This is a genomic window from Actinomyces sp. ICM47, assembly GCF_905369875.1.
GTDB lineage: Bacteria > Actinomycetota > Actinomycetes > Actinomycetales > Actinomycetaceae > Pauljensenia.
Map to the genome: position 1 here is coordinate 39,099 of NZ_CAJPJE010000002.1, position 26,967 is coordinate 66,065.

Annotated in this window: 19 protein-coding genes; 15 read left to right on the forward strand and 4 right to left on the reverse strand. The window is 58.4% G+C overall.

From position 1 onward, the window contains the following. The first annotated feature begins 7 nt into the window (after positions 1-7). The 7 genes from purH (at position 8) to QZ149_RS00845 (ending at position 8,093) form a co-directional block, all read left to right on the forward strand. The gene (purH, locus tag QZ149_RS00820; protein WP_291448733.1) at positions 8-1,846 is read left to right on the forward strand and encodes a bifunctional phosphoribosylaminoimidazolecarboxamide formyltransferase/IMP cyclohydrolase; all 1,839 of its coding nucleotides are present in this window, start codon (positions 8-10) and stop codon (positions 1,844-1,846) included. Positions 1,847-1,994: 148 nt separating this feature from the next. Beyond that, positions 1,995-2,579 (forward strand): biotin transporter BioY, encoded by a 585-nt coding sequence (locus QZ149_RS00825; protein ID WP_291448736.1) that lies wholly within the window; start codon positions 1,995-1,997, stop codon positions 2,577-2,579. A gap of 152 nt (positions 2,580-2,731) precedes the next feature. Further along, positions 2,732-4,288, forward strand: coding sequence for a glutamine-hydrolyzing GMP synthase (gene guaA / locus QZ149_RS00830; RefSeq protein ID WP_291448846.1), 1,557 nt, complete (start codon positions 2,732-2,734; stop codon positions 4,286-4,288). 178 nt (positions 4,289-4,466) lie between these two features. Continuing rightward, a complete protein-coding gene (locus tag QZ149_RS00835) occupies positions 4,467-5,048 on the forward strand; it encodes a type IV toxin-antitoxin system AbiEi family antitoxin domain-containing protein (RefSeq protein ID WP_291448738.1) in 582 nt (193 codons plus the stop codon). 77 nt (positions 5,049-5,125) lie between these two features. Continuing rightward, positions 5,126-5,416, forward strand: a complete 291-nt coding sequence (locus QZ149_RS09970; RefSeq protein ID WP_366488023.1) for a nucleotidyl transferase AbiEii/AbiGii toxin family protein — start codon at positions 5,126-5,128, stop codon at positions 5,414-5,416. Further along, positions 5,326-5,898, forward strand: coding sequence for a nucleotidyl transferase AbiEii/AbiGii toxin family protein (locus QZ149_RS00840; protein WP_291448740.1), 573 nt, complete (start codon positions 5,326-5,328; stop codon positions 5,896-5,898). The genes QZ149_RS09970 and QZ149_RS00840 overlap by 91 nt, the downstream gene beginning before the upstream one ends. A 98-nt stretch (positions 5,899-5,996) precedes the next feature. After that, positions 5,997-8,093, forward strand: a complete 2,097-nt coding sequence (locus QZ149_RS00845) for a hypothetical protein (RefSeq protein ID WP_291448743.1) — start codon at positions 5,997-5,999, stop codon at positions 8,091-8,093. Here the strand turns inward: QZ149_RS00845 and QZ149_RS00850 are convergent. Beyond that, positions 8,080-9,093: an IS30 family transposase gene (locus QZ149_RS00850; protein ID WP_034504165.1), complete on the reverse strand. Its 1,014-nt coding sequence runs from the start codon at positions 9,091-9,093 to the stop codon at positions 8,080-8,082. The genes QZ149_RS00845 and QZ149_RS00850 overlap by 14 nt on opposite strands. Positions 9,094-9,639: 546 nt before the next feature. Beyond that, a complete protein-coding gene (locus tag QZ149_RS00855; protein WP_291448749.1) occupies positions 9,640-14,757 on the reverse strand; it encodes a type ISP restriction/modification enzyme in 5,118 nt (1,705 codons plus the stop codon). Positions 14,758-14,977: 220 nt separating this feature from the next. Here QZ149_RS00855 and QZ149_RS00860 point away from each other — a divergent pair, with 220 nt between their 5' ends. From QZ149_RS00860 to QZ149_RS00895, 8 genes are all read left to right on the forward strand, one after another. Continuing rightward, on the forward strand, positions 14,978-15,427 hold the full coding sequence (locus tag QZ149_RS00860; protein WP_291448752.1) for a hypothetical protein: 450 nt from the start codon (positions 14,978-14,980) through the stop codon (positions 15,425-15,427). Between the two features lie 135 nt (positions 15,428-15,562). Then, positions 15,563-16,093 carry a TIR domain-containing protein gene (locus tag QZ149_RS00865; RefSeq protein WP_291448754.1) on the forward strand — a complete coding sequence of 177 codons (531 nt, stop codon included), beginning with the start codon at positions 15,563-15,565 and terminating at the stop codon, positions 16,091-16,093. Continuing rightward, positions 16,090-16,953, forward strand: coding sequence for an HIT family protein (locus QZ149_RS00870; RefSeq protein ID WP_291448757.1), 864 nt, complete (start codon positions 16,090-16,092; stop codon positions 16,951-16,953). Before QZ149_RS00865 ends, QZ149_RS00870 begins: the two co-directional genes overlap by 4 nt. A 1,229-nt stretch (positions 16,954-18,182) precedes the next feature. Beyond that, the gene (locus tag QZ149_RS00875; protein WP_291448760.1) at positions 18,183-19,223 is read left to right on the forward strand and encodes an autoinducer 2 ABC transporter substrate-binding protein; all 1,041 of its coding nucleotides are present in this window, start codon (positions 18,183-18,185) and stop codon (positions 19,221-19,223) included. A gap of 182 nt (positions 19,224-19,405) precedes the next feature. Continuing rightward, on the forward strand, positions 19,406-20,932 hold the full coding sequence (locus QZ149_RS00880; protein WP_291448762.1) for a sugar ABC transporter ATP-binding protein: 1,527 nt from the start codon (positions 19,406-19,408) through the stop codon (positions 20,930-20,932). After that, entirely contained in the window at positions 20,932-21,933 is a 1,002-nt protein-coding gene (locus QZ149_RS00885) for an ABC transporter permease (RefSeq protein WP_291448765.1), read from the forward strand. Before QZ149_RS00880 ends, QZ149_RS00885 begins: the two co-directional genes overlap by 1 nt. A 9-nt stretch (positions 21,934-21,942) precedes the next feature. Further along, the gene (locus QZ149_RS00890; protein ID WP_291448768.1) at positions 21,943-22,989 is read left to right on the forward strand and encodes an ABC transporter permease; all 1,047 of its coding nucleotides are present in this window, start codon (positions 21,943-21,945) and stop codon (positions 22,987-22,989) included. Further along, complete coding sequence (locus QZ149_RS00895; protein ID WP_291448770.1) at positions 22,976-23,539, forward strand: RpiB/LacA/LacB family sugar-phosphate isomerase; 564 nt, start codon at positions 22,976-22,978, stop codon at positions 23,537-23,539. Before QZ149_RS00890 ends, QZ149_RS00895 begins: the two co-directional genes overlap by 14 nt. 76 nt (positions 23,540-23,615) lie before the next feature. On the opposite strand, the gene QZ149_RS00900 is transcribed toward QZ149_RS00895, so the two are convergent. Both QZ149_RS00900 and QZ149_RS00905 read right to left on the reverse strand, forming a co-directional pair. Then, positions 23,616-25,730, reverse strand: coding sequence for a DUF87 domain-containing protein (locus QZ149_RS00900; RefSeq protein ID WP_291448774.1), 2,115 nt, complete (start codon positions 25,728-25,730; stop codon positions 23,616-23,618). Beyond that, positions 25,727-26,944: an SIR2 family protein gene (locus QZ149_RS00905; RefSeq protein ID WP_291448777.1), complete on the reverse strand. Its 1,218-nt coding sequence runs from the start codon at positions 26,942-26,944 to the stop codon at positions 25,727-25,729. The genes QZ149_RS00900 and QZ149_RS00905 overlap by 4 nt, the downstream gene beginning before the upstream one ends. Between the last annotated feature and the right edge of the window lie 23 nt (positions 26,945-26,967).

Sequence of the window (26,967 nt, forward strand, 5' to 3'; positions counted from 1 at the left end):
AGGAATTATGTCCGTCTCCCTGGACAACCTGGAACCCATCGACGTGCGCCCCATTAAGCGGGCCCTGATTTCCGTGTATGACAAGACGGGCTTGGAGGACCTTGCGCGTGCGCTGGGTGAGGCCGGTGTGGAGATCGTCTCCACTGGCTCGACGGCTGCTCGCATCGCGGCCGCGGGTGTGGCTGTTACCCCGGTTGACGACGTGACCGGTTTCCCCGAGGTGCTTGAGGGGCGCGTGAAGACCCTGCATCCCTTCATTCATTCCGGCATCCTGGCCGACCAGCGTAAGGCTGCGCACCGCGAGCAGATCGCGCAGCTGGGCATCCAGGCGTTCGACCTGGTCGTGTGTAACCTGTACCCCTTCCAGGACACGGTTGCGTCGGGTGCATCCTTTGACGAGTGTGTCGAGCAGATCGATATCGGTGGCCCTTCGATGGTGCGAGCCGCCGCGAAGAATCATCCGTCGGTCGCGGTCGTGACCTCTCCGGAGCGTTACGCGGATGTCGCCGAGGCCGTGGCGGGGGAGGGCTTCACCCTCGAGCAGCGCCGTGTGCTGGCCGCTGAGGCTTTCGCCCACACGGCGACCTACGACCTGGCGATTGCTGGCTGGTTTGCCGACGAGCTGGGTCTTGAGGACGTGCGCGAGACGTTGGATGATGTCGCCGAGGCGCATCTGGACGCCTCGGATGCTGCGTTCCTGGAGTCGCTGGGCTACGAGGCCGGTGAGGACTGCGTGGTGGAGGTTGCCGAGGAGGGCGAGGCCTCTGGCATGCCCGTGTTCGTCGCGGACGCCTTCGAGCGCGTGGAGTCGCTGCGCTACGGTGAGAACCCTCACCAGGGCGCGGCCGTGTACCGCGAGATCGACGAGTCCTTCGAAGATGAATCCTTCGACGAGGAGGCTTTGGCCCCGGGCATCGCGAACGCGCGCCAGCTGCACGGCAAGGCCATGAGCTTCAACAACTACACGGACGGCGACGCCGCGCTGCGCGCCGCCTACGATCACGAGCGCCCCTGCGTGGCGATCATCAAGCACGCGAACCCCTGCGGCATCGCGGTGGCCGACGACGTGGCCGAGGCGCACCGCTTGGCGCACGCCTGCGATCCCGTGTCGGCATTCGGCGGCGTGATTGCGGTGAACCGCCCGGTGAGCGTGGAGCTGGCCCGCCAGATCGTCCCGATCTTCACCGAGGTCGTGCTGGCTCCCGATTACGAGGAGGGCGCGCTCGAGGTGCTCTCCGCGAAGAAGAACCTGCGCGTCCTGCAGGTTGAGCCCCCGGCTCGCGGATCGTACGAGTTCAAGCAGATCAGCGGTGGCCTGCTGGTCCAGGAGCGCGACGATATTGACGCGCCCGGTGACTCCCCGGAGAACTGGACGCTCGCGGCCGGCGCTCCCGCCGACGAGGCGACGTTGGCGGACCTGGAGTTCGCGTGGCGCACGGTGCGTGCGGTGCGATCCAATGCGATTCTGCTGGTCAAGGACGGTGCGTCTGTGGGCGTGGGTATGGGCCAGGTAAACCGCGTGGACTCGTGCAAGCTGGCGGTCGAGCGCGCGAATACGCTGGGTTCGCGCTCGACGGGTGACGCGGCGGCCTCCAATGTGGACAGCGCGGGCGGCGCTCGCGCGTCCGAGGTCGTGGCCGAGGCACCGGAGCAGCGTTCCATTGGCGCGGTCGCCGCGTCGGATGCGTTCTTCCCCTTCGCGGACGGTCTGCAGGTGCTCATCGACGCGGGCGTGAAGGCCGTCGTTCAGCCCGGTGGCTCCGTGCGTGACCAGGAGTCGATTGACGCGGCGAACGCCGCGGGCATCACGATGTACCTGACGGGGACGCGCCACTTCGCGCACTGATTTTCCCGTTTGTGGGTCTCAGGGGGGCGAGCGCCGGTGTGGCGCTCGCCCCCCTGTGATGTGCTCGGGTGTGCTTGACAGGGAGTGTCACACAGCATATTGTTCAATTATTGAATGAAAGGCCGTTGGCCCTGTTGAAAGGTGTCGTATGACCACCCTGACCGCTTCCCCCGTCGCCGCGCGCGAGAACCGCGTTCTCGCCGACCGTCTTGGCGGCACGCTCGTCCGCGAGATTGCTCTGATCGCCGCTGGCACGCTCGCCATGATCGTCCTGGCCCGCATCTCGGTCCCGCTGCCCTTCACGCCTGTGCCCGTCTCGCTCGGTACACTCGGTGCCCTGTCTGTGGGTACGACCCTGGGTGCGCGCCGAGGCCTCGTCTCCGTCGGCGTGTACGCCCTCCTCGGTATCGCGGGCGCTCCGGTCTTCACCGGTACGAACGTCGGATGGGCCTTCGCTTCCTTCGGTTACATCCTCGGCTACTTCCTCGCCGTCGCAATCGCGGGTCTGGCCGCCCAGCGCGGTGCGGACCGTCGCGTGCTTACGATGGCACCGACCGCGCTTGTGTCCCTCTTCTCTGTGTACATCTTGGGCTTGGCGTGGATGATCCCTTTCACCCACATGACGTTTGCGCAGGGGCTGGTTAAGGGCTTCGTTCCCTTCATCATCGGCGACCTCGTCAAGGCTGCTGTTGCCACCGGAGCTTTCCCGATGCTGCGCTCCTTCTTCCGCTGATACCACGCCTTCGGGCGTGACTCGAGTCGGCCTCGTCCCCACCCGGGGCGGGGCCGCTCCTATTTGCGCTGACGATAGGCGGTGACATGCGCTATGGTGTGCGACGGTGCGGGGTGTGCGCGGGTAGCATTAGGAGGGTGAACGCTACTGACATGCACCCCGTCCTCGTCGTCGACTTCGGCGCGCAGTATGCCCAGCTGATCGCGCGCCGCGTGCGTGAGGCCAACGTCTACTCCGAGATCGTCCCCCACACCATGAGCGTGGCGGACATGCTCGCCAAGGAGCCCGCCGCCATCATCCTGTCCGGCGGCCCGTCCTCCGTGTACGAGGAGGGTGCGCCCTCCGTCGATCCCGCGATTTTCGAGGCCGGGGTGCCGGTCCTGGGGATCTGCTACGGTTTCCAGACCATGGCCCACGCGCTCGGCGGCACCGTGGGTCGTACGGGCACCCGCGAGTACGGGCATACCGAGGCAACCGTGGCCGGTGAGTCCTGCTTGTTCGGTGGCACCCCCGATGATCAGATCGTGTGGATGAGCCACGGCGACGCCGTCCAGGGCGCGCCCGAGGGCTTTACCGTCACTGCGTCTACGACTGAGACCCCTGTCGCGGCCTTCGAGTCGCGCGAGCGTCGCCTCTACGGCCTGCAGTGGCACCCCGAGGTGGGTCACTCCCAGTTCGGTCAGGACGCGCTGAAGAACTTCCTGTACGAGGGTGCGGGCATTACGCCCACGTGGACTGCCGGGTCCATCGTGGATGAGCAGGTCGAGAAGATTCGCGAGCAGGTCGGCGACGCGCAGGTCATCTGCGCTCTGTCCGGCGGCGTGGACTCCTCCGTGGCTGCGGCCCTTGTGCACAAGGCCGTCGGCGATCAGCTGACCTGCTTCTTCATCGATCACGGCCTGCTGCGTGCGGGCGAGCGCGAGCAGGTGGAGAACGACTATGCGCGCGGCATGGGCATCCGCGTCATCACGTGCGACGAGTCCGAGCGCTTCCTGTTCGCCCTGGCTGGCGTCACCGAGCCCGAGGCGAAGCGTAAGATCATCGGCCGCGAGTTCATCCGCTCCTTCGAGGCCGCCCAGAAGCAGGTCATCGAAGAGGTTGGCGCTGCCGGCGGCGAGGTGAAGTTCCTTGTCCAGGGCACCCTGTACCCTGACGTCGTCGAGTCCGGCGGCGGCGAGGGCGCGGCCAACATTAAGAGCCACCACAACGTGGGCGGCCTGCCCGAGGACATGACCTTCGAGCTGGTCGAGCCCCTGCGCACCCTCTTCAAGGACGAGGTGCGCGCGGTCGGCCGCGAGCTGGGTCTGCCCGACTACCTGGTGAACCGTCAGCCCTTCCCGGGCCCCGGCCTCGGTATTCGCATCATTGGCGAGGTCACGCGCGAGCGCCTGGACATCCTGCGCGCCGCTGACCTGATTGCTCGCGAGGAGCTCACGGCGGCTGGCCTGGATCAGGAGATCTGGCAGTGCCCGGTCGTCCTGCTCGCCGACGTTCGTTCCGTGGGTGTTCAGGGTGACGGTCGTACTTACGGCCACCCGATCGTGCTGCGCCCCGTGTCCTCCGAGGATGCGATGACGGCCGACTGGACGCGCCTGCCCTACGACGTCCTGGCCCGCATCTCCACCCGCATCACTAACTCGGTGCCCGAGGTCAACCGCGTCGTCCTCGACGTGACCTCCAAGCCCCCGGCCACCATCGAGTGGGAGTAAACCTTCCGCGTCGGTTTAAACGTGTGTGCCCGGGAGCGCTCTGGTGAGTGTTCCCGGGTCCAATTCTCTTGTTCAAGCTCTCTTGTGGGAGTTTGAGGCTCAATCACCCAAAAGCGTACATCTATGCTTAATATGCGGTAATATTCCGCATAGATGTACGAGCTAAAAAGAGGCGATTATGACCTTAATTGAGATTGCGAAAGGGCAGAACGGCTACGTGTCTGCATCGCAGGCCACTGAAGCTGGCATTCCCAGAAGGAAGCTCACTGAGGCAGTTGATAAAGGAGAGCTTGTTCAAGCTGGACGCGGCCTCTACTCTCTTCCGGAGACATGGGAGGACCCATACTTCGTTGCCCAGCACCGATTCTCGCGCGGTGTATTTTCCGATGACACGGCGCTCTTCCTGCATGGTATGACCGACCGTGCGCCCTTTTCGCTCACCATGACCTTTCCTAGAACTTACAATGCCACACCCGCCAGAGAGCTGGGGATAGTCTGCCGTTCCTGTGCTGATGAGGTGCTCGAGCTAGGGTTGGTAGAACTGACTACCCAGTACGGCAACGCCGTCAGGGCATACGTCTTGGAGAGAACGCTTTGTGACCTGGTCAGGGGGCAGCGTATGGTCGATTCGCAGGTAGTTACCCCGGCGATGCAGACCTATGTTAGAAGCCCAAAGAGAGATTTAGCGAAGCTCATCGAGTACGCACGCAAGCTCGGCGTCGAGAGGAAGATCCGGAACTACCTGGAGGTGCTGCTGTGAGGACAAGGAATACAATGCAGCTTAAGGTGCGCGTGAATAGCATGGCCAAGGAGGCGGGTATCCCTGCGCAAGCGCTCATGCAGAGCTACCTCCTCGAGAGGATACTCGAACGCCTCTCGAGATCGAAGTGGAGGAATAACGTCATTATCAAGGGAGGTGTGCTCATCTCCTCCCTTGTCGGCGTCAGGTCAAGGACCACAATGGACCTGGATACGACGGTCAGAGGGTTCGCCCTTACTCACGAATCCGCAGAAAGAGCGTTCCGTGACATTGAGCGGTGCAAGCAGACGATGACTGGAAGTTCGAGTTCGACAGGACAGAGGACATTCGGGAGACCGATGAGTACACGGGTATTCGTGTGCACCTGAAGGGGATCTACGCGCCCATGGTGATCCCACTGACAGTGGACGTTACCACTGGTGACCGGATTACGCCGGACGCGGTGGAATATAGCTACCCGTTCCTCTTTGATGAGGGCGTTATCAGCCTCATGGCCTACCCGATTGAGACGGTGCTTGCGGAGAAACTTGAGACCGTGGTATCCCGCGGCGTTGCCAACACCCGCCCGCGAGACTTCTATGACATCCATGTCCTGCTGGGAGTCAAAAGAAGTGATGTCGATATGGGAATGTTGAAAAACGCTTTGGTGTCGACGTGCGAGAAAAGGAATAGTCAAGCCGCCATTGAGCGCTGGGCAAAGGTGCTCGACGATGTTGCCGGCGACGCAGTCATGCAAGCGCAGTGGGTGAAGTATGTGAGGAAGAATCCGTTCGCAAAAGGAATTTCGTTTCAAGAGTGCTGCAAGACGGCAAAGGCCGTTCTCGAAGAGTTGACCAACATTGGCAGTTAAGCGCTGCGGCAAATAGTATAAGAACTGAAATGGCAAGGTGTTTGACTTAGCGTTCGTCTGGGTTAATGGTGTGGCGCGTTGTGTTCCAAGGGGCAAATGTGAATGGCAATGAAATTAAGAATGAAGCATCGGCCGGAATGAAACAGCTGGCTGAAGAAATTAACGAGCGCATCGAATCTATTCGAAGATACATTCAAATTGATCGACAAGAGATATTGCTAATGGCCGTTAGCGATATCACGACTTTCAGTAATCCTATCCCTGAAGGTGATGTCCTCTTCTACAGGCAAGATGATGTGCTGTCCCGCCCCGTCGAATACCTGCAAAGTCTCATCGCTGCAACGGATAACACAATCTGTGCCCATGTCTCTGATGAAGATATTGACCGACTGGCGCATAGGTATGTTTATGACCAAAAAATACTGTTTTTTAAGTCGCTAAAATACTTGTCGTACCGGTACTGGGAGCTTGGAGATGACAGTGAAACAAGTCAGCTGGCCTTCGAAGCTCAATTAATGCATATGGTTAGAGGGAATAGATATCGCTTCCTTCAGATTGATTATCTTCGGCCACTTGTGCTCGCTCACGATGATGAATTTCAAAAATTGTTCGGTGTGACGGCAAATGAAGTGGTCGCTGGATATGAAAAAATTGAAATAGCGTTGTTAAACGGCCGACTTGAAGGCCTGGATGCTTTGAGGAAGCTTTGTGACAAGGCAAGATTGGCTGACGACTTCGATATTTCGAGTATTCCTGACGAGGATGTGAAAGCAGTTGAAGACGCGTTCTCTGTGAGCTTATTCAATGTCACTAGGATTACTGATTGGCCCGAGGCTTTTATCGATGCCCTGTCGTTTGCTCCGGGTGAGGCTTGTTTCTTCGAAGAAGGAGAAATGCAGTATTGGCCGATAGTTACGCTTCCGATCGTAGATCGGCCATTCATCAAGATAGGCGGAGATAGCTACTGCTTCGACTACTACTCGCTTACCGATAATTTCTATAGGGCAATCCAGAAATTAATTCTGCGTACCGATTTCGACTATTCAGAGCGATGGCAGCAAAGACAAAAAGAGGCTAGTGAAAGAATGGTCGAATCGCTTTTCAAGGAGATGCTTCCAGGGTGCTCCACGCATAGGGATAACTACTACGGCAGCAAGAAGCATCGAAGTGAAAACGACCTTCTGATTAGGTATAGAGATGCGTTGTTGGTGATCGAAGTTAAAGCTGGCAGCTTTACTGATGCTCCGCCGGTGTCGGGTTACGCTTCGCACGTCAACCGCTATAAAGAGCTGATAGGAAAAGCAAATAGTCAATGTGCTCAGATGAGAGATTATGTTCGCCGTTCCAACACTAAATTGGTCCTCTACGACGAGCACATGCAGCCGAAGCAAATACTTGATATCTCGGACATCAAGAGCATCTTCTGCCTCTCCGTAACGGTAGACAACATTAACACTTATGCGGCTTGTGCAGAGAAACTTGGTTTTTTAGACCTTGAAGAAGGCGTGTCTTGCATCGCAATCGACGACCTCATGACTTTCAGGGAATACTTTGATAATCCGCTAGAATTCCTCCACTTCCTCAAACAGAGAGAAATTGCGGCCCTCAATGAGAGGCTCATCGTCAAAGACGAACTCGACCACCTTGGCATGTACATTGCGCATAATTGTTATTCGCTAGAAGTTGACAGCGTCGCGAAAGATAAGACCATTTATGTCTCAGGTTACAGAGAGGAATTGGACGAATATTTCGAGCGGCTTGGCACTTTTTCGCCCCAGCTTCGGAAGCCTCGGCAAAGTATGCCTAAGCGCTTTCGTGAAATAATTGACGTGTTGCTCAGCTCTGGCAATCCTCAAGCTGTTCACGTTTCCTCGTACCTGCTTGATTTCTCCAGCGAAGCACGTGAGCAACTATCTGACGGCATTGAAATGTCCCTGGAGAGACAAGCCACAACTGGCAGACAGGTCGTTCTTTCCTTCTCAGGCACCGGGAATTCACTTCGTCTGACGTGTTTCGTGTTTCAAGATGAATTGTCTGACGTCATGTCTGATCAAGAAATGTTCGACTATGTTGCAACCATCCTTCTTGCGAACAGAGAAGACGAACGCATGTTGTTGTCGTTTAGATTCGATACGAGCCTAGCCCTCCAAACGGTTGATATGCGAACAATCACCGGTGGTGTCAATGGGTGGTAGCAATGAGTTGGTTGAATGCTTCTGTGGGGGTGCGGTAGCCGAGGGTGGCTCTGGGGCAGTTGTTCAGTTCGTAGGCGATGGCGTCGAGGTAGGGCTGGTGGCTGGTGATGGGGGTTCCTTTGGGAAGGTAGCGGCGGATAAGTCGGTTGGTATTTTCGTTTGTTCCTCGCTCCCAGGGGCTATGGGGGTGAGCGAAGAACACCTCCACGCCGGTATCTTGGGTGAGGCGCTGGTGGCGGGCCATTTCCCGTCCTTGGTCCCATGTCAGTGTTCGCATCGCTCCTTCGGGTAGGCCCTGGATGCGGCGGGTGAGCGCATCACAGACCTGGTCGGCCCTGCGTCCCAGTGGCAGGGCCACGATGATCAGGTAGCGGGTGGTGCGCTCGACCAGGGTTGCGCACGCACTGGCCCCATCTTTGCCGATGATGAGGTCCCCCTCCCAGTTGCCAGGGATCATCCGGTCAGCAATGTCGGGGCGTTCGTCAATTAATCGCATGCCGACAATGGGTGGTGTGCGCCCGCCTGCAGGGGGTTTCTTGCGCATCCACCGCCTGGAGGGCAGGCATACGCCGTGCTCGATCAGCGTCTTCTTGGGGTGGGCGTAGATCCACGTGTAGATCGCCTCGTGGCTGATCGTGCGGCCCTGGGCGTGGGGAGAATTATCCATAGGAGCCACTGTGCCACATGCCTCCACGCTCAGGCGTCCGCTGATCTGGCGGGGCGTGCGCCCCTGCGACAAATCAAAGATCACGCGGCGGCGGAGAATCTCATCGCGGTCCAGGAGCCGCTTCTTAGGGCGGCGCCTGGCCACCTGCGCTGCTCTCCCGGCATCCTCGGCCTGGTACACGCCGCCAGGACCCCGATGGCGGGCGATTTCACGGCACACCACCGAGGGGCTACGCCCAATCAAGTGGGCGATACGCGTCTGGGACAAGCCCGCCTCCAACCCCGCCATGATCGCCGCGCGATCCTCAACACTCAGCATCCGACGACACCCCATGATCAGCCTCCGAACAGCATCACCGCTACACGAAAATTGCTTACACCCTATGACACTGCCCTTTCTGGTCTTAATTGCTGTCTTAATGGCATTTGTGTTTCCTCGGAGCCATTCGGATCCTGCCCACCAGCAGACATCGATTTCATCGGCGTCCGCAATATACTTCTTCCATCTAATTCCATCTTTAAACTCCATCGTGGTGTGTAAAATCCCCTGATCGGCTAATGTGTTGGAAAGTCCAGCATCCCGAAGAGATTTGTCAGTATGCTGTTGAATCTCTTGAATGAGATCGTTCTTTCCAGATACTTCCCATAGGATTCCGATAGTGCAAGCGGTGATTATTGTGATCGATGCATTGTCAAGCAATGTCCAGAGTATATCAAAGACATTGCTTCCATCACGATATGTGTGTAGACATAAATCAAAGATGAAGCAGGTAAAAGCCATACAAACGCAATTCAAGATTATGCGATTGTAGTACCAATGCCACTTGTGTGAAGTATTGGTGCCATTGTAGTTCACTTCTCTTGAGTTGTTCATGGGAACTTATCCTTCCGGAATCTCGAGCTTCGGCAGGGTCTCCAGGAGTTCCTGGGTTCGCATCGAGACCGTCACCAGGCGCTTGATCAGGTCCACGACCGCGGCGGGGCGGCCCTGCTCGTGCAGGAAGTCGTTCGGGTCGTTGACGATGCCCGACGCCTTGTCCGTCTTCACGTGGTAGCGGTCGATGATCCACTCCAGGGGGCTGCGGCCCGAAATCGAATACCCCTGCGCCTCCGCAGGAATTCCCGTCAGGGTCACGTGGTCGTTGTACTCCAAGCGCGTGAAGTCCTTATCGCGGCGCCCCAGCTTCGGGAAACGCATCTTGCGCTCGCCGATCCGGTAGCACTCCCACGGGTCCGCGGGTGCGTGTAGGCTCGCCTCCTCCTGCACCGACGGGTACGGCTCCACCTGCTCGTAGTTCACGTGCAGGTCCGCCAGCTCGCGGCCCACGTTCGCATACGTGTGGAAACCCGCCGCGCGAGGAATATGCGGCAGCATCTTCTTCAAATCATCCTCGTAGCGCTCCCGATACTCCGGGTGATGCAGCAGCGCGTACACGTAGAAGAAAATGTCCTCCTTCGTGATACCCGCATCCCCGTAGTGCTCCCGGTACGAGGCCAGCGTCGCGTCCGTGACGTTATCGACGCGGCGATACCCGTCCAGGATCACTGGGATCTGGTCGCCGATCGGCCGCGAGAAATCCAGGGACGAGGCCGTGGCGGCCTCATCCGCCTGGCTTTCCGAGGCGGTCGCCAGGTCGGCGAACAGGTCGGGCTCGCTCCCGGAGGTGGGGGAGAGGGGCTCCCAGGTGTAGAGGGGGAACCACTGAGCCTTGGAGACCATCTCCAGATCGGGAAGTTCGCAGGTGAACCCGACGCTGAAGTCTCTTCTCCGTTCCCCTGATGGTCCCAGAGCAACATTCTGGTGATTCGATGTTGGGAAGAGTTGTGGAAGCTGATAGATCATGTCGTTCATTTCCCGAGCAAAGTAAACGCTCTGTGCACAGAACGGCCGGTAGATGCCAGAGCGGATTGAATCCGCGTTGAATTCGTGATGTTTGCGAGATACGAGATCGCGGATGAGCTGACGGTTCCAGTTGATTTGCGTGGAATCTGTGTTGATAGCTTCGGTCGCAGTTCCAGCGTGGACCTCTGCGTTGTAGTTGTCGATCATTTGGCGCATGTTCGATGCGACTGCTTCTCGGGAGAAGTTGTAGCACCAGGCATCACGGTTGGTCTTAAGGCCGCTTGAATACTGCCGGAAAATTGCAGGTGTGGCTTCCTTACCCTTGAGCGACTTGTTACCGATCTCCTGGAAAGTCACGAAGCGCTCGTCGCGGGAGCTGATCCAGTCACCGTGCTGGTTCGGTGCGATGGAACGGAATGCGTCCGCCCCACTGATCCCTTCGATCGATCCGTAGGCGGTTATCTGATCGAGCTTCTCCTGGCGGGTCGCGTAGTCCTCCGCCTCCGCGTAGAAGACCTCGGCGGTGCCGGAGTGGGAGGGGTCCTTGACGAGGACGGTGATAGCAACGCCGGTGCGAGACCCTTCCTCGAACACGTTTCCGCCCTCACGGCGTCGGCGCTCACCGGATGTTCGTGCGTTCCCCTTAAGGTCGTAGATGAAGATCTGGGAGAACTCCTCCTGCAGCGACAGTCGGACGCCATCCGCAGAGTTGCCATCCACGAAGGAGCTGTTGGAGACGAAGGCGATGACGCCGCGTTCACCGATGCGGTCCGATGCCCAACGAAGCGCGCGGAAGTAGGAATCGTAGAGGCTGTTCTTGTTGACGCCCGATGATTGATCCGCATAGGTGGCCGCGATGCGTGTGTCCAGGCGAGGGTACGCCAGGTTCTGGTTGTCGTCGTTTGCGCTGTTCTGACCCGATGAGTACGGCGGATTCATCACGATCACTGTGATCGCGGAATCCTTCTCTGCCTTCGCGCGCTCGTTGTTGGCGGCCAAGCCCTCGAAGTCCTCGGTGATCGTGCCGTCGCCCTCGTGCAGCTGGAAGGTATCCGTCAGAGTCATGCCCGGGAACTCCACGTAGCACTCGTCCGCGCCCTGCTCGGCGCGCACCTGGTGGTACACCTGCTCGATATTGATCGATGCGATGTAGTAGGAGAGCAGCACGAACTCGTTCGCGAAGATCTCGTTCTTATACTTGCGCTCCAGGGCCTCGGGCGGGATAATGCCCAGCTGCAGCAGGCGTGCGACGAAGGTGCCCGTGCCCGCGAAGGGCTCGATGATGGCCACGCCCGGATCCCCCAGGGTCTGGCCAAACGCCGTGCGCATCGCGTCATCCGCGCTGCGGATGATGAAGTCGACGACCTCGACGGGCGTGAAGACGATGCCCAGGCGCTCGCTCATGCGCGGGAACGCCTGCGAGAAGAAGCGATCATAGAGCGTGCGCATGATTTCCTGCTTGCCCGCCAGGGTGTGCACGGCCTCGATGCGCTCGACCATCGCCCGGTAGAAGGAATCCAGCTCGCGGCGCTCGTTCTCGAACATCGAGTGCGACGCCAGCATTTCCATAATCGTGTTCATCGCGCGGCTCACCGGGTTCTGCTTCGAGAACGAATGATCCGGGAACATCGCGTCAAAGAGAGGTGCCGTCAGGATGTGCTGGGCCAGCATCTCCACCGCGGACTCGTTGTCTACGGCCGGGTTCAGCGTCGCGCGTAGCGCGTTCACGAACTCCTGGAAAGCGTCCTGGCGCTCCGGATCTTCCAGCAGGTGATCGATGAGGTGAATGTAGCGCTCCGCGACCGTCGCAATGTCCTTGGACCAATCCTCCCAGTACAGGGACGAGCCCACCTTCTTCACGATCTGGCCGAACACTGACTCCTTCCAATCCGACGGCAGCAGCGTCAGCTGGCCCTGGATCCCCTGGGCCAGCCCGTCCGCGCTGGAACCCGATGACCCTGCCCCGGCCTCGTCCCCATCGGACGCAGAGCCGCCGAGCAGATCGTCCTGTTTGTTCTTCTTCTCGAGTGAGACCTGCTCGACGATGATGTTCTCCGGCCCCTGGCCGTTCAGCTCCATGGAGTTGATCGCCGCGTCGAGGCGCTCGTCGTGCGCGCGCAGGGCCTTGAGGACCTGCCACACGACCTGGAAGCGCTTGTTGTCGTCCAGCGCGCGCTCTGGCGCCATGCCCGCCGGCACGGCCACGGGCAAGATGATGTAGCCGAAATCCTTACCCTCGGCGCGGCGCATCACACGGCCCACCGCCTGAATGACGTCCACCTGCGACTTGCGCGGCGACAGGAAGAGCACCGCGTCCAGCGTGGGAACGTCCACACCCTCGCTCAGGCAGCGCGCGTTCGTCAGGATGCGGCACACCGGAACCTCGTCCGTGCCCGCGCCCTCGGTCAGCCAATCCATCTCGCGTGCACGCACCGCCGCGTTCATCGTGCCGTCCACGTGGCGGCACTCAACCTGCAGGTTATCCGACGCATCGTCGTTGCTGAGGTCGCTCAGGCCAAAGGGGCCGTTCACCAGGTCCGGGAACTGATCCGTCACCTGCTTCGATGCCTTGATGTCCTTGCAGAAGGCCACAGCGCGGCGCATTGGTGCGCTATCCTCGCCGTAGTCCACGTCCGAGCCGCGATTCTTGCGCTTGGCCAGCGCGTTCCAGCAACCCGTCAGCTTCGCAGCTGTGTCGAGGTTCAGCTCGCCGCCCATCTCAGCGATTGTCTGATATTGGCCCGACACCTCCTCCTCGCTGACCGTCAAGATGATGACCTTGTAGTCCGTCAACAGGTTTTCCTTCACCGCCTGGCCGAAGCCCAGACGGAAGAACACCGGACCGTAGGTGTCCTGATCGTCCATCGAGGTCAGGATCGCGTCCTTCTCCGATGCCCTGCTCTTCGCGTTCTCCGCGAAAATGCGCGGCGTCGCCGTCATGTACAGGGTCTTCGCGCGGCGGATGAACTCGTTGCTGTGGATCTTCGTGAAGGCGCTCTCGTCCTCGCCCGTCAGCGTCGCGCCCGTCGTGCGGTGGGCCTCGTCGCAGATAATCAGGTCGAAATCGCGCCAGTCGTCGCCCGCGATCTCCTGCGCGCCGTGAATGACGTCAATCGACTGGTACGTCGCGAAGACGACCTGTAGGCCCTCCGTCGCGTTGTTCGCATTCAGGGAGTCCGCGAGGCGCTGGCCGTCCGTCGTCGCCGGAATCGGCAGGTCCACCGCCGACTCCTCGGTCGTGTCATTACGCGCCGACGAGGACACCTTCGTATCCGAACACACCGCCCACGCCGTGAACGCGCCGTCGGCCTCGGCCGCCCAATCGTCCAGCGTCTGCTTGAGAAGCGCGAGGGAGGGGACCGCGAACAGGATCCGGGCGGTGCCACCCTCCTTCTCCACGAACTCGCGCGCGATCGTCAGCGCCGTGAACGTCTTGCCCGTGCCGCACGCCATGACAATCGTGCCGCGGTCGTGCTCCTCGAAGCCCGACATCACCGCGCTGCGAGCACGCACCTGATGGTCGCGCGGAACCTTGCGCTCGCGAGTCTTCGGAGCTTGCGTCGACCCCAGCGAATACGTGCGCCAATCAATGTCCGAATCGCGCAGATCCGCCAGCGTGATGCGCGAGACCGGGATCTGCTGGCCCTCAATCGCGTCCTGCGCGTTCTTGCCCCATGGCGCGCCCGACGTGTCCACGACGATGCGGCGACCGAACGGCTCCTTACCCGACGCCGACAGGAACGAGTCAATGTCCGCCTTCTGAATGCGATGACCCAGCGCGTAGAACTTGCACTGAATCGCGACCGGACCCTCTTCATCCCGGACCGGGATCGCCACCAGGTCGATGCCCGTGTCGCCCGTGCGGCGCTCCGGCCACTCGCTCCACAGGTAGATCTCCTTGAACTGGTGCGCGAAACGGGCATCGTGGAGCAGGAACTGACGCGTCAGCTCCTCAAAGAGCGTGCCCTTCTCACGCTCGCTTGTTGCGCGTGCACGGTACTCGTCCAGCAGCGCATCCAACGCCGACTTCGATGAGGTGTTTGACGAGGCGGGGGCGGCGTCATCTGACAAACGTTCCCTGACGTCGGGGGTGTCGGTGGAATCCGCTCCCGTACCGGGCAGTGCCATGAAATCGTCGTCGCGCGCAGCAGTCATGTGACCAAGGATAGCGGGTAATCTACGGCACACAAGTGAGGTGAGTGTGTCGGGTGGGGTACAAGGGGATTGCTGCGTCGGTGATCGGTAGCCGCGGGGTAATGGGTATGCGTTTCCGCCGTTTCATTGATTAACCCGGCCAACTTTGGGTATATTTTTCAGTAAGTGTTCGGGCTGCCGCGTTGCGTGCCCATAGTCCAAGGAAGGAAGTAGAATAGCGATGAGTAATCTCGGGGCATATCAGATGGTCACTACGGGAATCAAGGCAATGGGAGGACCTGGTCATGCAATTGCCAAGGTAACAGGCGTGATGGTGCTCGGTGGTGTGATTATCTTTCGAATGGGACTCAATATTGGTGCAAGACTGCGCAAAGGTAAGACTGCTGAAGCCAAGATCGCGGATTGGGCACGAGCGAAGTTCGCTCAATCCAATGCTGATGAGCTTTCTGAGGTGTATACAGTCTCTGCTGACGTTGAGTGTGGTGGTGGTCTGATGCTGCGCGCAGGTGATAGGTTCCGCGTGGGCAAGGTTATCGATGACATGGTCTATATCGAGGTTGATGGCAGTGATGACAACCCATTTATTGTGTCGGCTGAACAACTGACGCTGCACTCTGACTATCCCTTGCTTGTTGAGGAGGAAGAGGATGACCTAGCGGCTGGCCATTGAGTGCTACTGCAACAAGAGGGTGCGTGATAATGAGTCCGTATGTATAGGAATATACGAGTGGGCTGGCTCTTGCTCAAGTGATATGTGCACCAATGGGAGTAGCACTACCAATAACAAGCAATAATTCTCAAAACGGTGGTCTATAAAACCAGACCGAGCCAAAAGAAAGGTGTAGCTCAAATGGCCGTTTTCTATAGTTTTCACTATGAACGAGATGTTCACCGTGTGCAGTTAATCCGCAACATGGGAAGTGTTGAAGGGCAGAAACTCCTCAATGCTCAAGAGTGGGAAGCAGTTCGCCAAAGAGGTACTAAGGCAATCCAGAATTGGATTGATGAACAGATGAAAAGGAAGAGCGCTGTCGTTGTACTTATCGGCGCAGAAACTGCTTCTCGCCGATGGGTGAAGTACGAGATTCAGCGAGCATGGGACCTGCGTAAACCTCTCCTTGGAATACGTATTCACGGACTTTCATCAATGGGGTCTACAGACGCTGAAGGAGCAGACCCTTTCTGTAGCATCAACGGATCCGGAAGAAACCCTGGGCTTCCTATCTTTGATCCCACGCAGCGTGATTTTTGGGGAAAGATTGACTCTAAGGCTACATACGATAAGCTGGCATCGAACTTGAAATCTTGGGTAGAGCAAGGATGTGTCAGGGAATGACTAGCCTACAGTGCTGTCCCTTTTGTGCGATTGTTCGCGGAGAAGACGTGGTCGTGCGCGAAGTTGCACGCAATGACAAGGTCGTAGTGTTTTTCCCAACAGAGCCTGCTGTCCTCGGTCACTGTATGGTGATTCCTCGCCGCCATGTTGAAGAGTTCACCGCGTTGACTTCTGACGAGGTTAGCGCGGTGATGACTTCAGCCCAAGCCGTGGCTATGAGCCTGCGCGAAACCTACCATCCGGATGGAATCAACATCATCCAATCCAACGGTGAGGCAGCTACGCAGAGCGTTCCTCATGTTCACGTTCATATCGTGCCCCGATGGGATGACGATTCCTTTGGGAATATTTGGCCGACCAAGACAGACTTTTCTGATGAGGAGAAGGATCGTGCTCTAGCCAAGTTACGCGCAACAACTCTTCTTCCTCATAGCTCCGCTACACCTGAGGATCGTCGTCAGCACCTGGCTTTTGCCCAGAATGTCATCAGTCGCATGGCCCAATCGTCTTCCAACACGAAAAGTTGGTTGCTTCCTGTGGTGACGGCCGCCTATGGGTATTCATTTACAAAGTCTTCCGTCGCGCTTGCTGTCCTCGGGATCGTTGCGACAGTTGTTTTTGCGATCCTGGATGTTGGATACCTGAGAACCGAACGCAAATATCGCAACCTTTACGAACGTATAGCAGCCGGTGACCCCGATGTTGCTCCATACTCGTTGAACTATCAGTGCTCTGGGGAAACAAGGAAAACACGATTCTTGGACTACTGCTCGGTCATCAAAGGGTGGGCGATTTGGCCGTTCTACGGGGCTCTACTTGTTAGTGGGTTCGTGGCCTTAGGCATGGCGCTTCGGCATTGATAAGGCAGTCATTCCCACTCTGTTGCTACCGATGTCACCCGAGTGGCAATAGCAGTTGTTCCTTGTGGCCGTCGCTGCTGTAAGGATGGGAGTGCACCATGCCAGAGGTGACGTTGGCAACGTATATCCTCAGACTGTCAGGCCAGCCGCTCCGCCTGGGCGTTCAAAATCATGGCCACGAGAGCCAACATCTCCAACCGGCCAGCATTACTTGCCTGCCTCAAAGCCTCATAGAACGTGGTGACCAGCTCAGCCTAGGATCATATGCGATCTAGGAGGAACTGGACGAGGCGTGAGTGCAGATCCTCTTGCTGGATCCAGCCGGTACTGCACGTACCGCGCTTCTTTTAACTGGAGACACAATCCCGAATGATGCCTGCCCTCGTTCCTGGCAGAGATTGCCCTGAATCATGCCGTGCAGATGACCATTAGTACTCACTTGACGGAACTGGTCGACTCCGAGTTGTTGCTCCCCAGTTAGGTCCTGGTGCTGAGCCCAGAAAATGGCGAGACGACAGGCAAACTACTCTCGCAGTCGAACGACCTGCGCATTGACCTGTTATCAGCACGGGCCTCCCGAAGTTGGAGGCAATCTATGCGATTGTCGGGCGAGCGATTCCGCTCAGGTGCTGGTTGCGCGACCGGCTCGAATAACGAGCTATTAAGCCGCACAGACGTGCACGTATGCGACGTATTGCGGAACGGATGTTCTTGGTTCGGGGTACGCGTATGCGGGTTGGTAAGGGTTCAGGGTGGAAGATAGGGGTTCGTGTGTGCCACGCGCCGAACTGGTCCGACAAATCGCTCCAAAACCAGCCTCAACCTGCCCTGAAACCCCGCCCAGGCCTCGTCCGAAGCAGACCCAAAAAGTGAACGCCACCACGAAAAATGGCTTAGGATGGTGGGCGCGCCGACGAACCCCAATGACGGGAACGACCGGCACACCACAGTACCCAACGCAGCAGCAACACACCAACCAGCAGGCCGCAAGGCCAGCACAGCGCGGACGCACCGTCGCAACCGTGCGCAGCCGGAGCATAGCGGGGGAGCGGCACCGCAACGCGGCCAGCCGCGATAGCCCGTCGTGACCCAGCAAGCCGCGACCCGGCACGCAGCAGCACCGCGATGCCGCGCCGCACCACCGCGGCGGCACCGCACCGCGACGGCTACCCGCAGCGCGCACAACCACAACCCCAACACCGACGTTGACCACACCCAGAGGAGTTCCGATGAAGTCCCGCCTCGCAGCAACAGCACTCGTCACCATATCGGCAAGCGCCCTCGCACTCGGCGCTTGCACGACGGACGGGGGCACCACGACCCCGGGCGGCAAGGCCGCCGGAGACGGCAACTACACGATTGCCGTCGTCCCCAAGGACGCCACTAATCCGTGGTTCGTCCGCATGGAAACGGGCGTCAACAAGTACGCCTCGGACACGGGCATGAACGTCTTCCAGAAGGGCCCCGCTGAAACCGACGCCACCATGCAGGCCCAGGTCATCCAGGACCTCATCGCCCAAGGCGTCGACGCGATCTGCGTGGTCCCCGTCGACCCCGGTGCCATTGAACCCGTCCTCAAGCAGGCCATGGACGCCGGCATCGTCGTCGTCACCCACGAGGGCGCCTCGCAGGAAAACACGATGTACGACATCGAAGCCTTCAACAACACGGAATACGGCGCGTTCATTATGGACAACCTCGCCGAGGCCATGGGCGAGGAAGGCGTCTACACGACGATGGTCGGTCACGTCACGAACGCCTCCCACAACGAGTGGGCGGACGGTGCCGTCGCCCACCAGAAGGAAAAGTACCCGAAGATGACGCTGCTCGAGGCTGAGCCCCGCGTCGAATCCCAGGACAACGGCGAGACCGCCTACCAGACCGCCAAGGAAGTCCTCAAGAAGTACCCCGAAGTCAAGGGCATCCTCGGCACCTCCTCCTTCGACGCGCCCGGCACCGCCCGCGCCATCGATGAGCTGGGCCTGAAGGGCAAGGTCTTCACCGCTGGCACCGGCATGCCCGCCGCGAACGCCCAGATCCTCAAGGACGGCTCCGTCTCCACCCTGACCCTGTGGGACCCCGCGAACGCCGGCTACGCCATGGCGTCCCTGGCCACGAAGATCCTCAACGGTGAGACCATCGAAGACGGCGTGAACCTAGGCGTCGAAGGCTACGAGAGCATGCACTTCTCGTCCGGCTCCACCAAGGTCCTCGAGGGCACCGGCTGGCTCAAGATCACGAAGGACAACGTCGACTCCCTCGGCTTCTGATCCGCAAACAGGCGACGACCACCGAGGCTCCACGGCCTCGTCCCTCGCTCCATTGACGAGGCCGTGGCTGGGCCACTCCCGCGCGTGCACGGACGCTCGCGCATCCTTGTTCCTCCTGCGCGCGACGCCCGCGCGCGTGGGGGTGGCCTTTGGGCGGTGGCATGCGTCGGAAAGGACACCACATGGACACCCCAGTGCTGGCGGTACGACACGTCAGCAAATCCTTCGCGGGCGTGCGAGCCCTGGTCGACATTGACCTGGAGATCGCGCCCGGAGAAATCCACTGCCTGGCCGGGGAAAACGGGTCGGGCAAGTCCACGCTCATCAAGGTCATTTCGGGCGTACACACCCCCGAACACGGGACGGTCTCGATTGACGGCCGCGACTTCACGCGCCTGACGCCGGCCGCCGCGATCGACGCGGGTGTGCGCGTCATCTACCAGGATTTCTCGATTTTCCCGAACCTCTCCGTTATGGAGAACATCGCGCTGGGCAGCGAAGTGGCTGCCGGGCGTCGCCTGGTAAACCGTTCCCGCATGCGCGAGGTCGCGCGCGAGGCCGTGGCGAAGATCGGCTTCGACGTGGACCTCGACGAGCTGGTCGGCAACCTGTCCGTGGCCGACAAGCAGCTCGTCGCCATCAGCCGCGCCCTCATGGGCGACGCGAAGCTCATCATCATGGACGAGCCGACGACCGCCCTCACGAAGAAGGAAGTCGCCGCCCTCTTCGACATCGTCCGCGACCTGCAGTCGCGCGGCATCGCGATCCTTTTCGTGTCCCACAAGCTCGAGGAAGTCTTCGAGATCGCGCAGCGCTTCACTATCCTGCGCAGCGGCCATAAGGTCATCACTTGCCCGAAGGAGGAGCTTGACCGCGCGAGTTTCGCCCGCTACATGACGGGGCGTGACTTCGCGGAGGAACGCTACCAGCCGGGCACTATTGACGAGGCCCCGATCCTCCAGGTGAAGGGGGCGACGGTGAGCGGTGCCTTCGCCGACGCGTCCCTGAGCGTGAGGCCCGGCGAAATCCTGGGTATCACGGGACTGCTGGGGTCGGGCCGCACCGAGCTGGCCCTCTCCCTCTTCGGGATGCTGCCCCTTGACTCGGGGTGCATCCGCGTCAAGGGACAGGACGTCACACTGCGCGGCGTGCGCGACGCAATCGAGGCCGGCATCGCTTACGTGCCCGAAGACCGCCTCACCGAAGGCCTATTCCTATCCCGCTCGATCAGCGAAAACATCACCATCTCCGAGATGGAGAACTTCACCAAGGTACTCGGCTTCATCGATAAGAAAGCCATTCGCGCCGAAGAACAGAAATGGGTGACGCGCCTCGAAGTCGTCACCCCCGACCCTGCCAACGCCGTCAACACCCTGTCGGGCGGCAACCAGCAGAAGGTCGTCCTCGCCAAGTGGCTGGCCACCAAACCCTCCGTTCTCATCCTCAACGGCCCCACCGTCGGCGTCGACATCGGCTCCAAGTTCACGATCCACTCGATCCTGCGCGAACTCGCCTCCCAAGGCATGGCCGTTATCATCATCTCCGACGACATCGCCGAAGTACTCACCAACTGCTCGACGATCGCCATCATGCGCGCCGGACACCTCAGCGAAGCCATGAGCCCCGACACCCTCACCGAGGCCGAGCTGACCCGGCTCCTGTCCGAGGACCGCGCCCCGGCCTCGTCCACCGAAGGGGGAGAGAACTAATGCCCCGACTCATTACGAAAGTCCTCCACGCCAACGAATTCTGGGTCTTCCTGGTCATCGCAGCGCTGAGCCTGGTCATCCAGGCGCGCTCCGGGCAGTTCTTCACGGCGAACAACCTGGTCGACCTGGCCGGCGCGATGGTCGTCCCCGGCCTCTTCGCTGTCGCCGCGCACCTCGTCCTCGTCTCCGGCGGCATCGACGTATCCTTCCCAGCGCTGGCCTCCCTGGCGGTCTACGTGACCACAAGGGTCCTGGTCGACAACGGGTGGAATGGCCCGGTCATCGTGCCCTTCCTGATCGCCGCCGGCCTCGGCGCGCTCCTGGGTGCCTTCAACGGCATCTTCACCTCCAGGCTCACTGTGCCGACGCTGATCATCACCCTGGGCACGGCCAACGTCTTCAATGGCGTCATGCAAGGCGCGCTCAAATCCGTGCAGATCAACACGATCCCAGCCTCTATGCGCTCCTTCGGGTCATCCTCCCTGTTCGTCGCCCGCAACGACACTTCCGGCCTACAGTCGTCGATGCCTGTGTCCTTCCTGATCCTCGTCGCGGTTGTTGCCGTGGCCTTCGTCGTCACCCGCTACACCATGTTCGGGCGATCCCTCTACGCCATCGGCGGCGACGAAAGCGCGGCCGCGCGCGTCGGATTCAAAGTACGCGCCACCAAGTTCTGGCTCTACGTCATCGTCGGCATCATCGCCGCCCTGGCCGGCATGGTCCGCACCTGCGCCATGGGACAGATGCACCCCACCAACCTGCTCGGCATGGAAATGATGGTCATCGCCGCCGTCGTCCTGGGCGGCACCGCCATCACCGGCGGCAAAGGCTCCCTCACCGGCGTCATGCTCGGCACACTCCTCATCGTCATCGTCCAAAACTCCATGATCCTCATGGGCATCAAGACGTTCTGGCAGGGCTTCGCCCTGGGCCTGCTCATCATCGTGGGAACCGGCGTCTCCGCGCTCCAGGTCATGCGCGGCCGCCGCAACGCAGCATAGGAGGACCACATGTCAACGCTACTCGCCTCCCCGCGCCTCGCTTTCCTCAAAAAAGACAGCTACATGGCGCGCCTCGTCATCGTCTTCCTGCTCCTGCTCATCTTCTTCGCCGCCGTGCGCCCCGGCCCCTTCTTCGCCGTACGTACCTGGCAGTCCATGGCCGTCCAATTCCCCGAATTCGGCCTCATGAGCCTGGGCGTCATGTTCACTATGTTCACCGCCGGCATCGACCTGTCCGTCGTCGCCATCGCCAACGTCACCGGCATCTGCGCCGCCCTCACCCTGCGCGCCACCCTCACGGGGCCAGCCACGGCCTCGTCCATGGGAATGGCCGTCCTCATCGCGCTCGGCGTCGCCCTGGTCGTCGGCGTCGTATGCGGCCTCATCAACGGCATCCTCGTCGCAATCCTCAAGATCCCACCCATCCTCGCCACCCTCGGCACCCTCGAACTCTTCGGCGGCATCGCCCTGGTCCTCACCGAAGGCAAACCCGTCTCCGGCCTGCCCCCAGCGTTCAGCACCGTATTCACCGCGAAGGTGGTAGGCCTCGTGCCCATCCCCCTCGTTGTGTTCCTCGTGTGCGCGGCCGTCGCCGGTTTCATCGTCGCGTGCACCAGCTTCGGACGCACCATCCTCATGCTCGGCACGAACGACACCGCGGCGCGCTTCTCCGGCCTGAAAGTCAACAGCCTCCTGATCCGCACCTACGTGCTCTCCGGAGTCATGGCGGCCATGGCGGGCGTCGTCATGCTCGCGAATTACAACTCCGCGAAGGCCGACTACGGCACCTCCTACACGTTGCTCACCGTCCTCATCGTCGTCCTCGGCGGCGTCAACCCCAACGGCGGCTCCGGGCGACTGAGCGGCGTCCTCCTGTCCATCCTCATGCTCCAGGTCCTCTCCTCGGGCCTGAACATGTTCCCCAACATCTCCAACTTCTACCGGCCCCTCATCTGGGGTGGCGTGCTCCTGCTTGTCATCTGCATGAACGAGGGCCTCTTCTCCTTCACCTCCCTGCGCACATTCCTGAAAGGACGCTCCCATGCTGACAGTTAAAGACAAACACGTCGTCGTCGGTGCCGACTTCGCCGGGTACCCCCTCAAAGAAGCTGTCAAAGCCCACCTCGAAGAGCGCGGCTGGACCGTCACCGACCTGACGCCCGACGCCGAGAGCGCCCCCATGTACCACCGCGTCGGCTTCGCGCTCGGCGCGCAGATCGCCGAAGGAAAGTTCGAACGCGCCCTCGCGTTCTGCGGCACCGGCATGGGCATCCACATCGCCGCCTCCAAGTGCCCCCATGTGCACGCCGCCGTCTGCGAGTCCGTGCCCGCCGCGCGCCGCTGCGCCGCCGCCAACAACGCGAACCTGCTCGCCATGGGTGCCTTCTACGTCGCGCCGCGCACCGCGATGGCCATGGCGGACGCGTTCCTCGAGTCTTCCCTCGGGTCCGGGTACGAGGCCTGGGACGGCTTCTACGAGTACCACCGCATCGGGTACGACGAATGCGAAAACTTCGACTACGAGGCCTACAAAGCCAACGGCTTCGAGGTCGTCAACCCGGGGTTTGCCGTCCTTGCGGAGCAGCCGAAGGGGCTGGCGTACTGAGGCGATTCTGCCGCGACAGAGAGGTGGGGGCTCCCGTTTGGGAGCCCCCACCTGTGTGCATACTGGCACGGTGTGCTTACGTGTCGAATGCACGTGTGCTGTCGGCGTCGGCAGCTGATTCGGCTCTGGTCGATGTCGAAACTGACGAGTCGCTGTCGTTCTTTACAGCTGAATCTGAACCTAAACCCCACAGTTTGACAAGATCAATCGTCTCATTGTCGGGTCTGCGCCCCTCTGGCAGTTCATCGATCTTCACGATCGCGGGAATCTGGACACTGGTACCGGAAATGATGCATGTGCCTCGAGGAAGTGATGAGAGCTCATCGAACGACTTGGCGTCAAGATAGGAAACTGCGCGGCGTACAGCATCAATGTCCTTGGGATTGACGAGTTGGTGAAGAAGATAGTGATGTAGCTGTGACGTGATCGTTGCGGAAATGTCATGCGGACGCTGTGAAGCGAGCGTTACGAATACCCCAAATTTCCGGCCTTCTTTGAGTACCTCTTCGAACATCTCGAGGCGCGTGTTGCGCCACGTCTCGCTTTCTTGTGAAGACTCATATGACAACAGGTTATGAGCCTCATCTATGATGATATTCAAATAACGGTCAGAATGAAAGTTGTCCTTTTGTGTCTTATATGCTGCCCTTGTGACGAGTAGTGGAATTAACTTTCGTTCTTCGATACTACAGTAACGTAAATTTATGATTCTCATTGCTGGGCGTCTCAAGTCAACACTGCGCTCAAATTGAAATGCTCTTGCAAGGAGAGAAGTGCGTTGACGAAGGCGTCCAATCAGTGGTCGCAAATGTGCTACGATGTGAAAACCGCACGAAATATCATCGTAAAATTGGCAAACTATCTTAAGTTGCGTCAAACTAAGTGGATCGAGTCTGCTTCCAATGTAAGGAGAGTAAGCTTGGTTAAAAAAATTATCAATAAGTAAGTGGAAATTGTCGTCATTTACAAAAATTCTAGTATCGTTTGGCTTGGTAATGGCTCTTGAAACATTGAAACAACTGTCGCGAAAGTAACAGTCGCCAGAGGGGCTAAAAATACTAAAGTTGCTCTCAAAGCGCGCAAATGCCTCTTCGAAAGCGGTGTGGGTTCCATCTGCAATCGAATGAATATCGTTCAAATACTGAAAAATAAGAGTTGTGTCGACATCTCCGGACTTAGTTGCCGTGAGTAATTGAAGTAGTCGATGCTTGAATGTATCGCGTTGGAGCCAGTATGGTGTGGCGCTAGGTGAAATTGGAATTGTGAAATCGCGTAGTGCGCGCGCAATAAAAGGTCGCTGGGTCTTCTCGGTTGCTTCAAGTAGTGTGTACCAAAAATCTGGTTCCGTAAGCGTGTGTTCGGGAAGTGGGATCTTGGAGTCACCTTCATTTTGGTCATTAGAATGCTTCGATGGCTTGAGTGTGAGCACCTCTTTGAATGAGCTGGGACAGAATACTTCACCTCCAGAAGGGCTTGAATATTCACCATTCAAGTCAAAAATCAGAAATTGGGTGTGTGTGAATGATGTTTTTCGAACTCCAGCACTATCGGACGCTTGTGCTTTAGATTGGTCAAATGGGGAAAGTAGTTCAGCGAAGAGCTTCGTGTACAACTGTGTGAGTGTGTAAGATTTGCCTGAGCCTGTATTGCCGAAAATGCCAATGTGGCTAGCAAAAAATTTCCCGATGCTTAATTTAAAACGAACAGATGGATCGCTATTGAGGCTTCCGATTTCGAGAGTAGGTGGCATTGGTCTTTTTGTGGGTCCATTTGATGGCGGATCGCCCGTGCCGTATACGTCACCAACTTGTTGTTTCGTTGCGATGTAGGCTATGTTGCCAATCATGGGCATGATGGCGCGACCGCGTTCGAAGGAGTTGTCGATCAGCTCGCCCTGGAGTGTAGCTCTCAGTGTCCTCTTGTAGTGGTCTGCGTCTCGATGGTATTCGTCATCTCGCCACTGGCGATCCTCCGTGAGGTACTCCTCCTCGATATGTGCGACCAGTTTGCGGTAGCCACGGTGTATGATCACATGTGATCCGATTGTGACATTATCGATGATGTCACCCTTGTAGAGAATGCTCGGCTCATTTTTGTCAGCATCTACCGCAATCTCGACACCGCTCGCCCTGACTGCGCTTACAGTGCCGATTCGCAGAAGCGGTAGATCGTTATTTGTAATCTGTGTCATTTTGAAATCAACTCAAGAAGTGTAGCAACGTTGTTCAAATCTAGGTCTCCGTGTATGATCCCCTCGCCTTGTTTCATCGCTGTAACTGTAGTGACGTTGTGATTTGGGATTGCGTCGCATTCAGATAGCAAGTTTTCTTGAATGTCGTGTTCTGATTTTTTGTTGTAGCAAAATATTATGACATGGAGGGTCGGATTGGTCTCAGTAGCTCGCAAAATTAGTTTGCGAATGTGCTCATCGGCAAATGAAAATCCGATGATTAGTAGAATTGAGTTACGAACTTCTAATTGATTCGTAAGGCGTCTCAGCTGCGCGTAGTATATTTCATCGAGGACTGTGTCGTGGAATTTGTCTTTTGTTGGCCATACAATTTGCATGTTGTTGAACTGATTAATAAGTGTGTCGATGTCGGAAATTAAAGGCTTTATGTAATGTTTACTCGTCACTTCTTTCTTTAGCTTTGTGTATTCGTGTTCGGCTTGGTTGTGAATATCGATCTTTGGAAGTTTCATACCTGCTATTTTATTGATAGTCTCTATAAGATGGGATTGAGTGGTGTTGAAATATACGGAATGTGCATGATTTTTGGATGAATGTTCTGTTATCCATGATGCACAACCATGGAGTTTTACAAGATTTGCTGAAGCTAGTTCTGATTGATAGCCAAGTGTTAGTGTGCTCGTGGTGTATCGTCGGCCGAAGTCGCTCAAATCGAGCACCGCATTGTAGCGCCCTATGAAGCCCGAGTTTGTTGGTACCTTTGCGTGATCGAGTGCAAGGTCCATGCAGATATCGTAGTTTGTCACGAAGTATGATACTTGTTTTGGTGATATTGCTGCCTCTCGGTTCTTTGCTAAGTTGATAGAGGCAGCACAGAATCGTTGGTAAGCTCGTTTTGTTTCGAGTGTTTTTACAGTCGATGAGTTAGCGTAGCCATAATTGGCTTCTATCGCATGTTCAAAGAATGTTGCCCGAATTGTTATCTCGAGAACGCTCCTTTGATAACCGTCGAGTGTGTTATCTGCTTGGACCTTTTCCCAAAGTTGTTCAATGTTTCCGAGGGTGCCGAACGCCGGCATGGAGCATCCCGCACCCAGAAGGAAGTTGATGTTCGTACTTTCGCAAGTCCTGCGTAACTCGTCAATGAAGTTCGTATTCGTCTTGCGACGATTGATCGTGTCCAACGCTTCCCAGTCTTCCTTGAAAGTGTCCAAGAGGGCGATGGAACCTGCTCGCG

Coding starts and splice junctions, on each gene's coding strand:
- purH (WP_291448733.1), top strand. CDS start 8: ATGTCCGTCTCCCTGGACAACCTGGAACCCATCGACGTGCGCCCCATT.
- QZ149_RS00825 (WP_291448736.1), top strand. CDS start 1,995: ATGACCACCCTGACCGCTTCCCCCGTCGCCGCGCGCGAGAACCGCGTT.
- guaA (WP_291448846.1), top strand. CDS start 2,732: ATGCACCCCGTCCTCGTCGTCGACTTCGGCGCGCAGTATGCCCAGCTG.
- QZ149_RS00835 (WP_291448738.1), top strand. CDS start 4,467: ATGACCTTAATTGAGATTGCGAAAGGGCAGAACGGCTACGTGTCTGCA.
- QZ149_RS09970 (WP_366488023.1), top strand. CDS start 5,126: ATGCAGAGCTACCTCCTCGAGAGGATACTCGAACGCCTCTCGAGATCG.
- QZ149_RS00850 (WP_034504165.1), bottom strand. CDS start 9,093: ATGGGGTGTCGTCGGATGCTGAGTGTTGAGGATCGCGCGGCGATCATG.
- QZ149_RS00855 (WP_291448749.1), bottom strand. CDS start 14,757: ATGACTGCTGCGCGCGACGACGATTTCATGGCACTGCCCGGTACGGGA.
- QZ149_RS00860 (WP_291448752.1), top strand. CDS start 14,978: ATGAGTAATCTCGGGGCATATCAGATGGTCACTACGGGAATCAAGGCA.
- QZ149_RS00870 (WP_291448757.1), top strand. CDS start 16,090: ATGACTAGCCTACAGTGCTGTCCCTTTTGTGCGATTGTTCGCGGAGAA.
- QZ149_RS00875 (WP_291448760.1), top strand. CDS start 18,183: ATGAAGTCCCGCCTCGCAGCAACAGCACTCGTCACCATATCGGCAAGC.
- QZ149_RS00880 (WP_291448762.1), top strand. CDS start 19,406: ATGGACACCCCAGTGCTGGCGGTACGACACGTCAGCAAATCCTTCGCG.
- QZ149_RS00885 (WP_291448765.1), top strand. CDS start 20,932: ATGCCCCGACTCATTACGAAAGTCCTCCACGCCAACGAATTCTGGGTC.
- QZ149_RS00890 (WP_291448768.1), top strand. CDS start 21,943: ATGTCAACGCTACTCGCCTCCCCGCGCCTCGCTTTCCTCAAAAAAGAC.
- QZ149_RS00895 (WP_291448770.1), top strand. CDS start 22,976: ATGCTGACAGTTAAAGACAAACACGTCGTCGTCGGTGCCGACTTCGCC.
- QZ149_RS00900 (WP_291448774.1), bottom strand. CDS start 25,730: ATGACACAGATTACAAATAACGATCTACCGCTTCTGCGAATCGGCACT.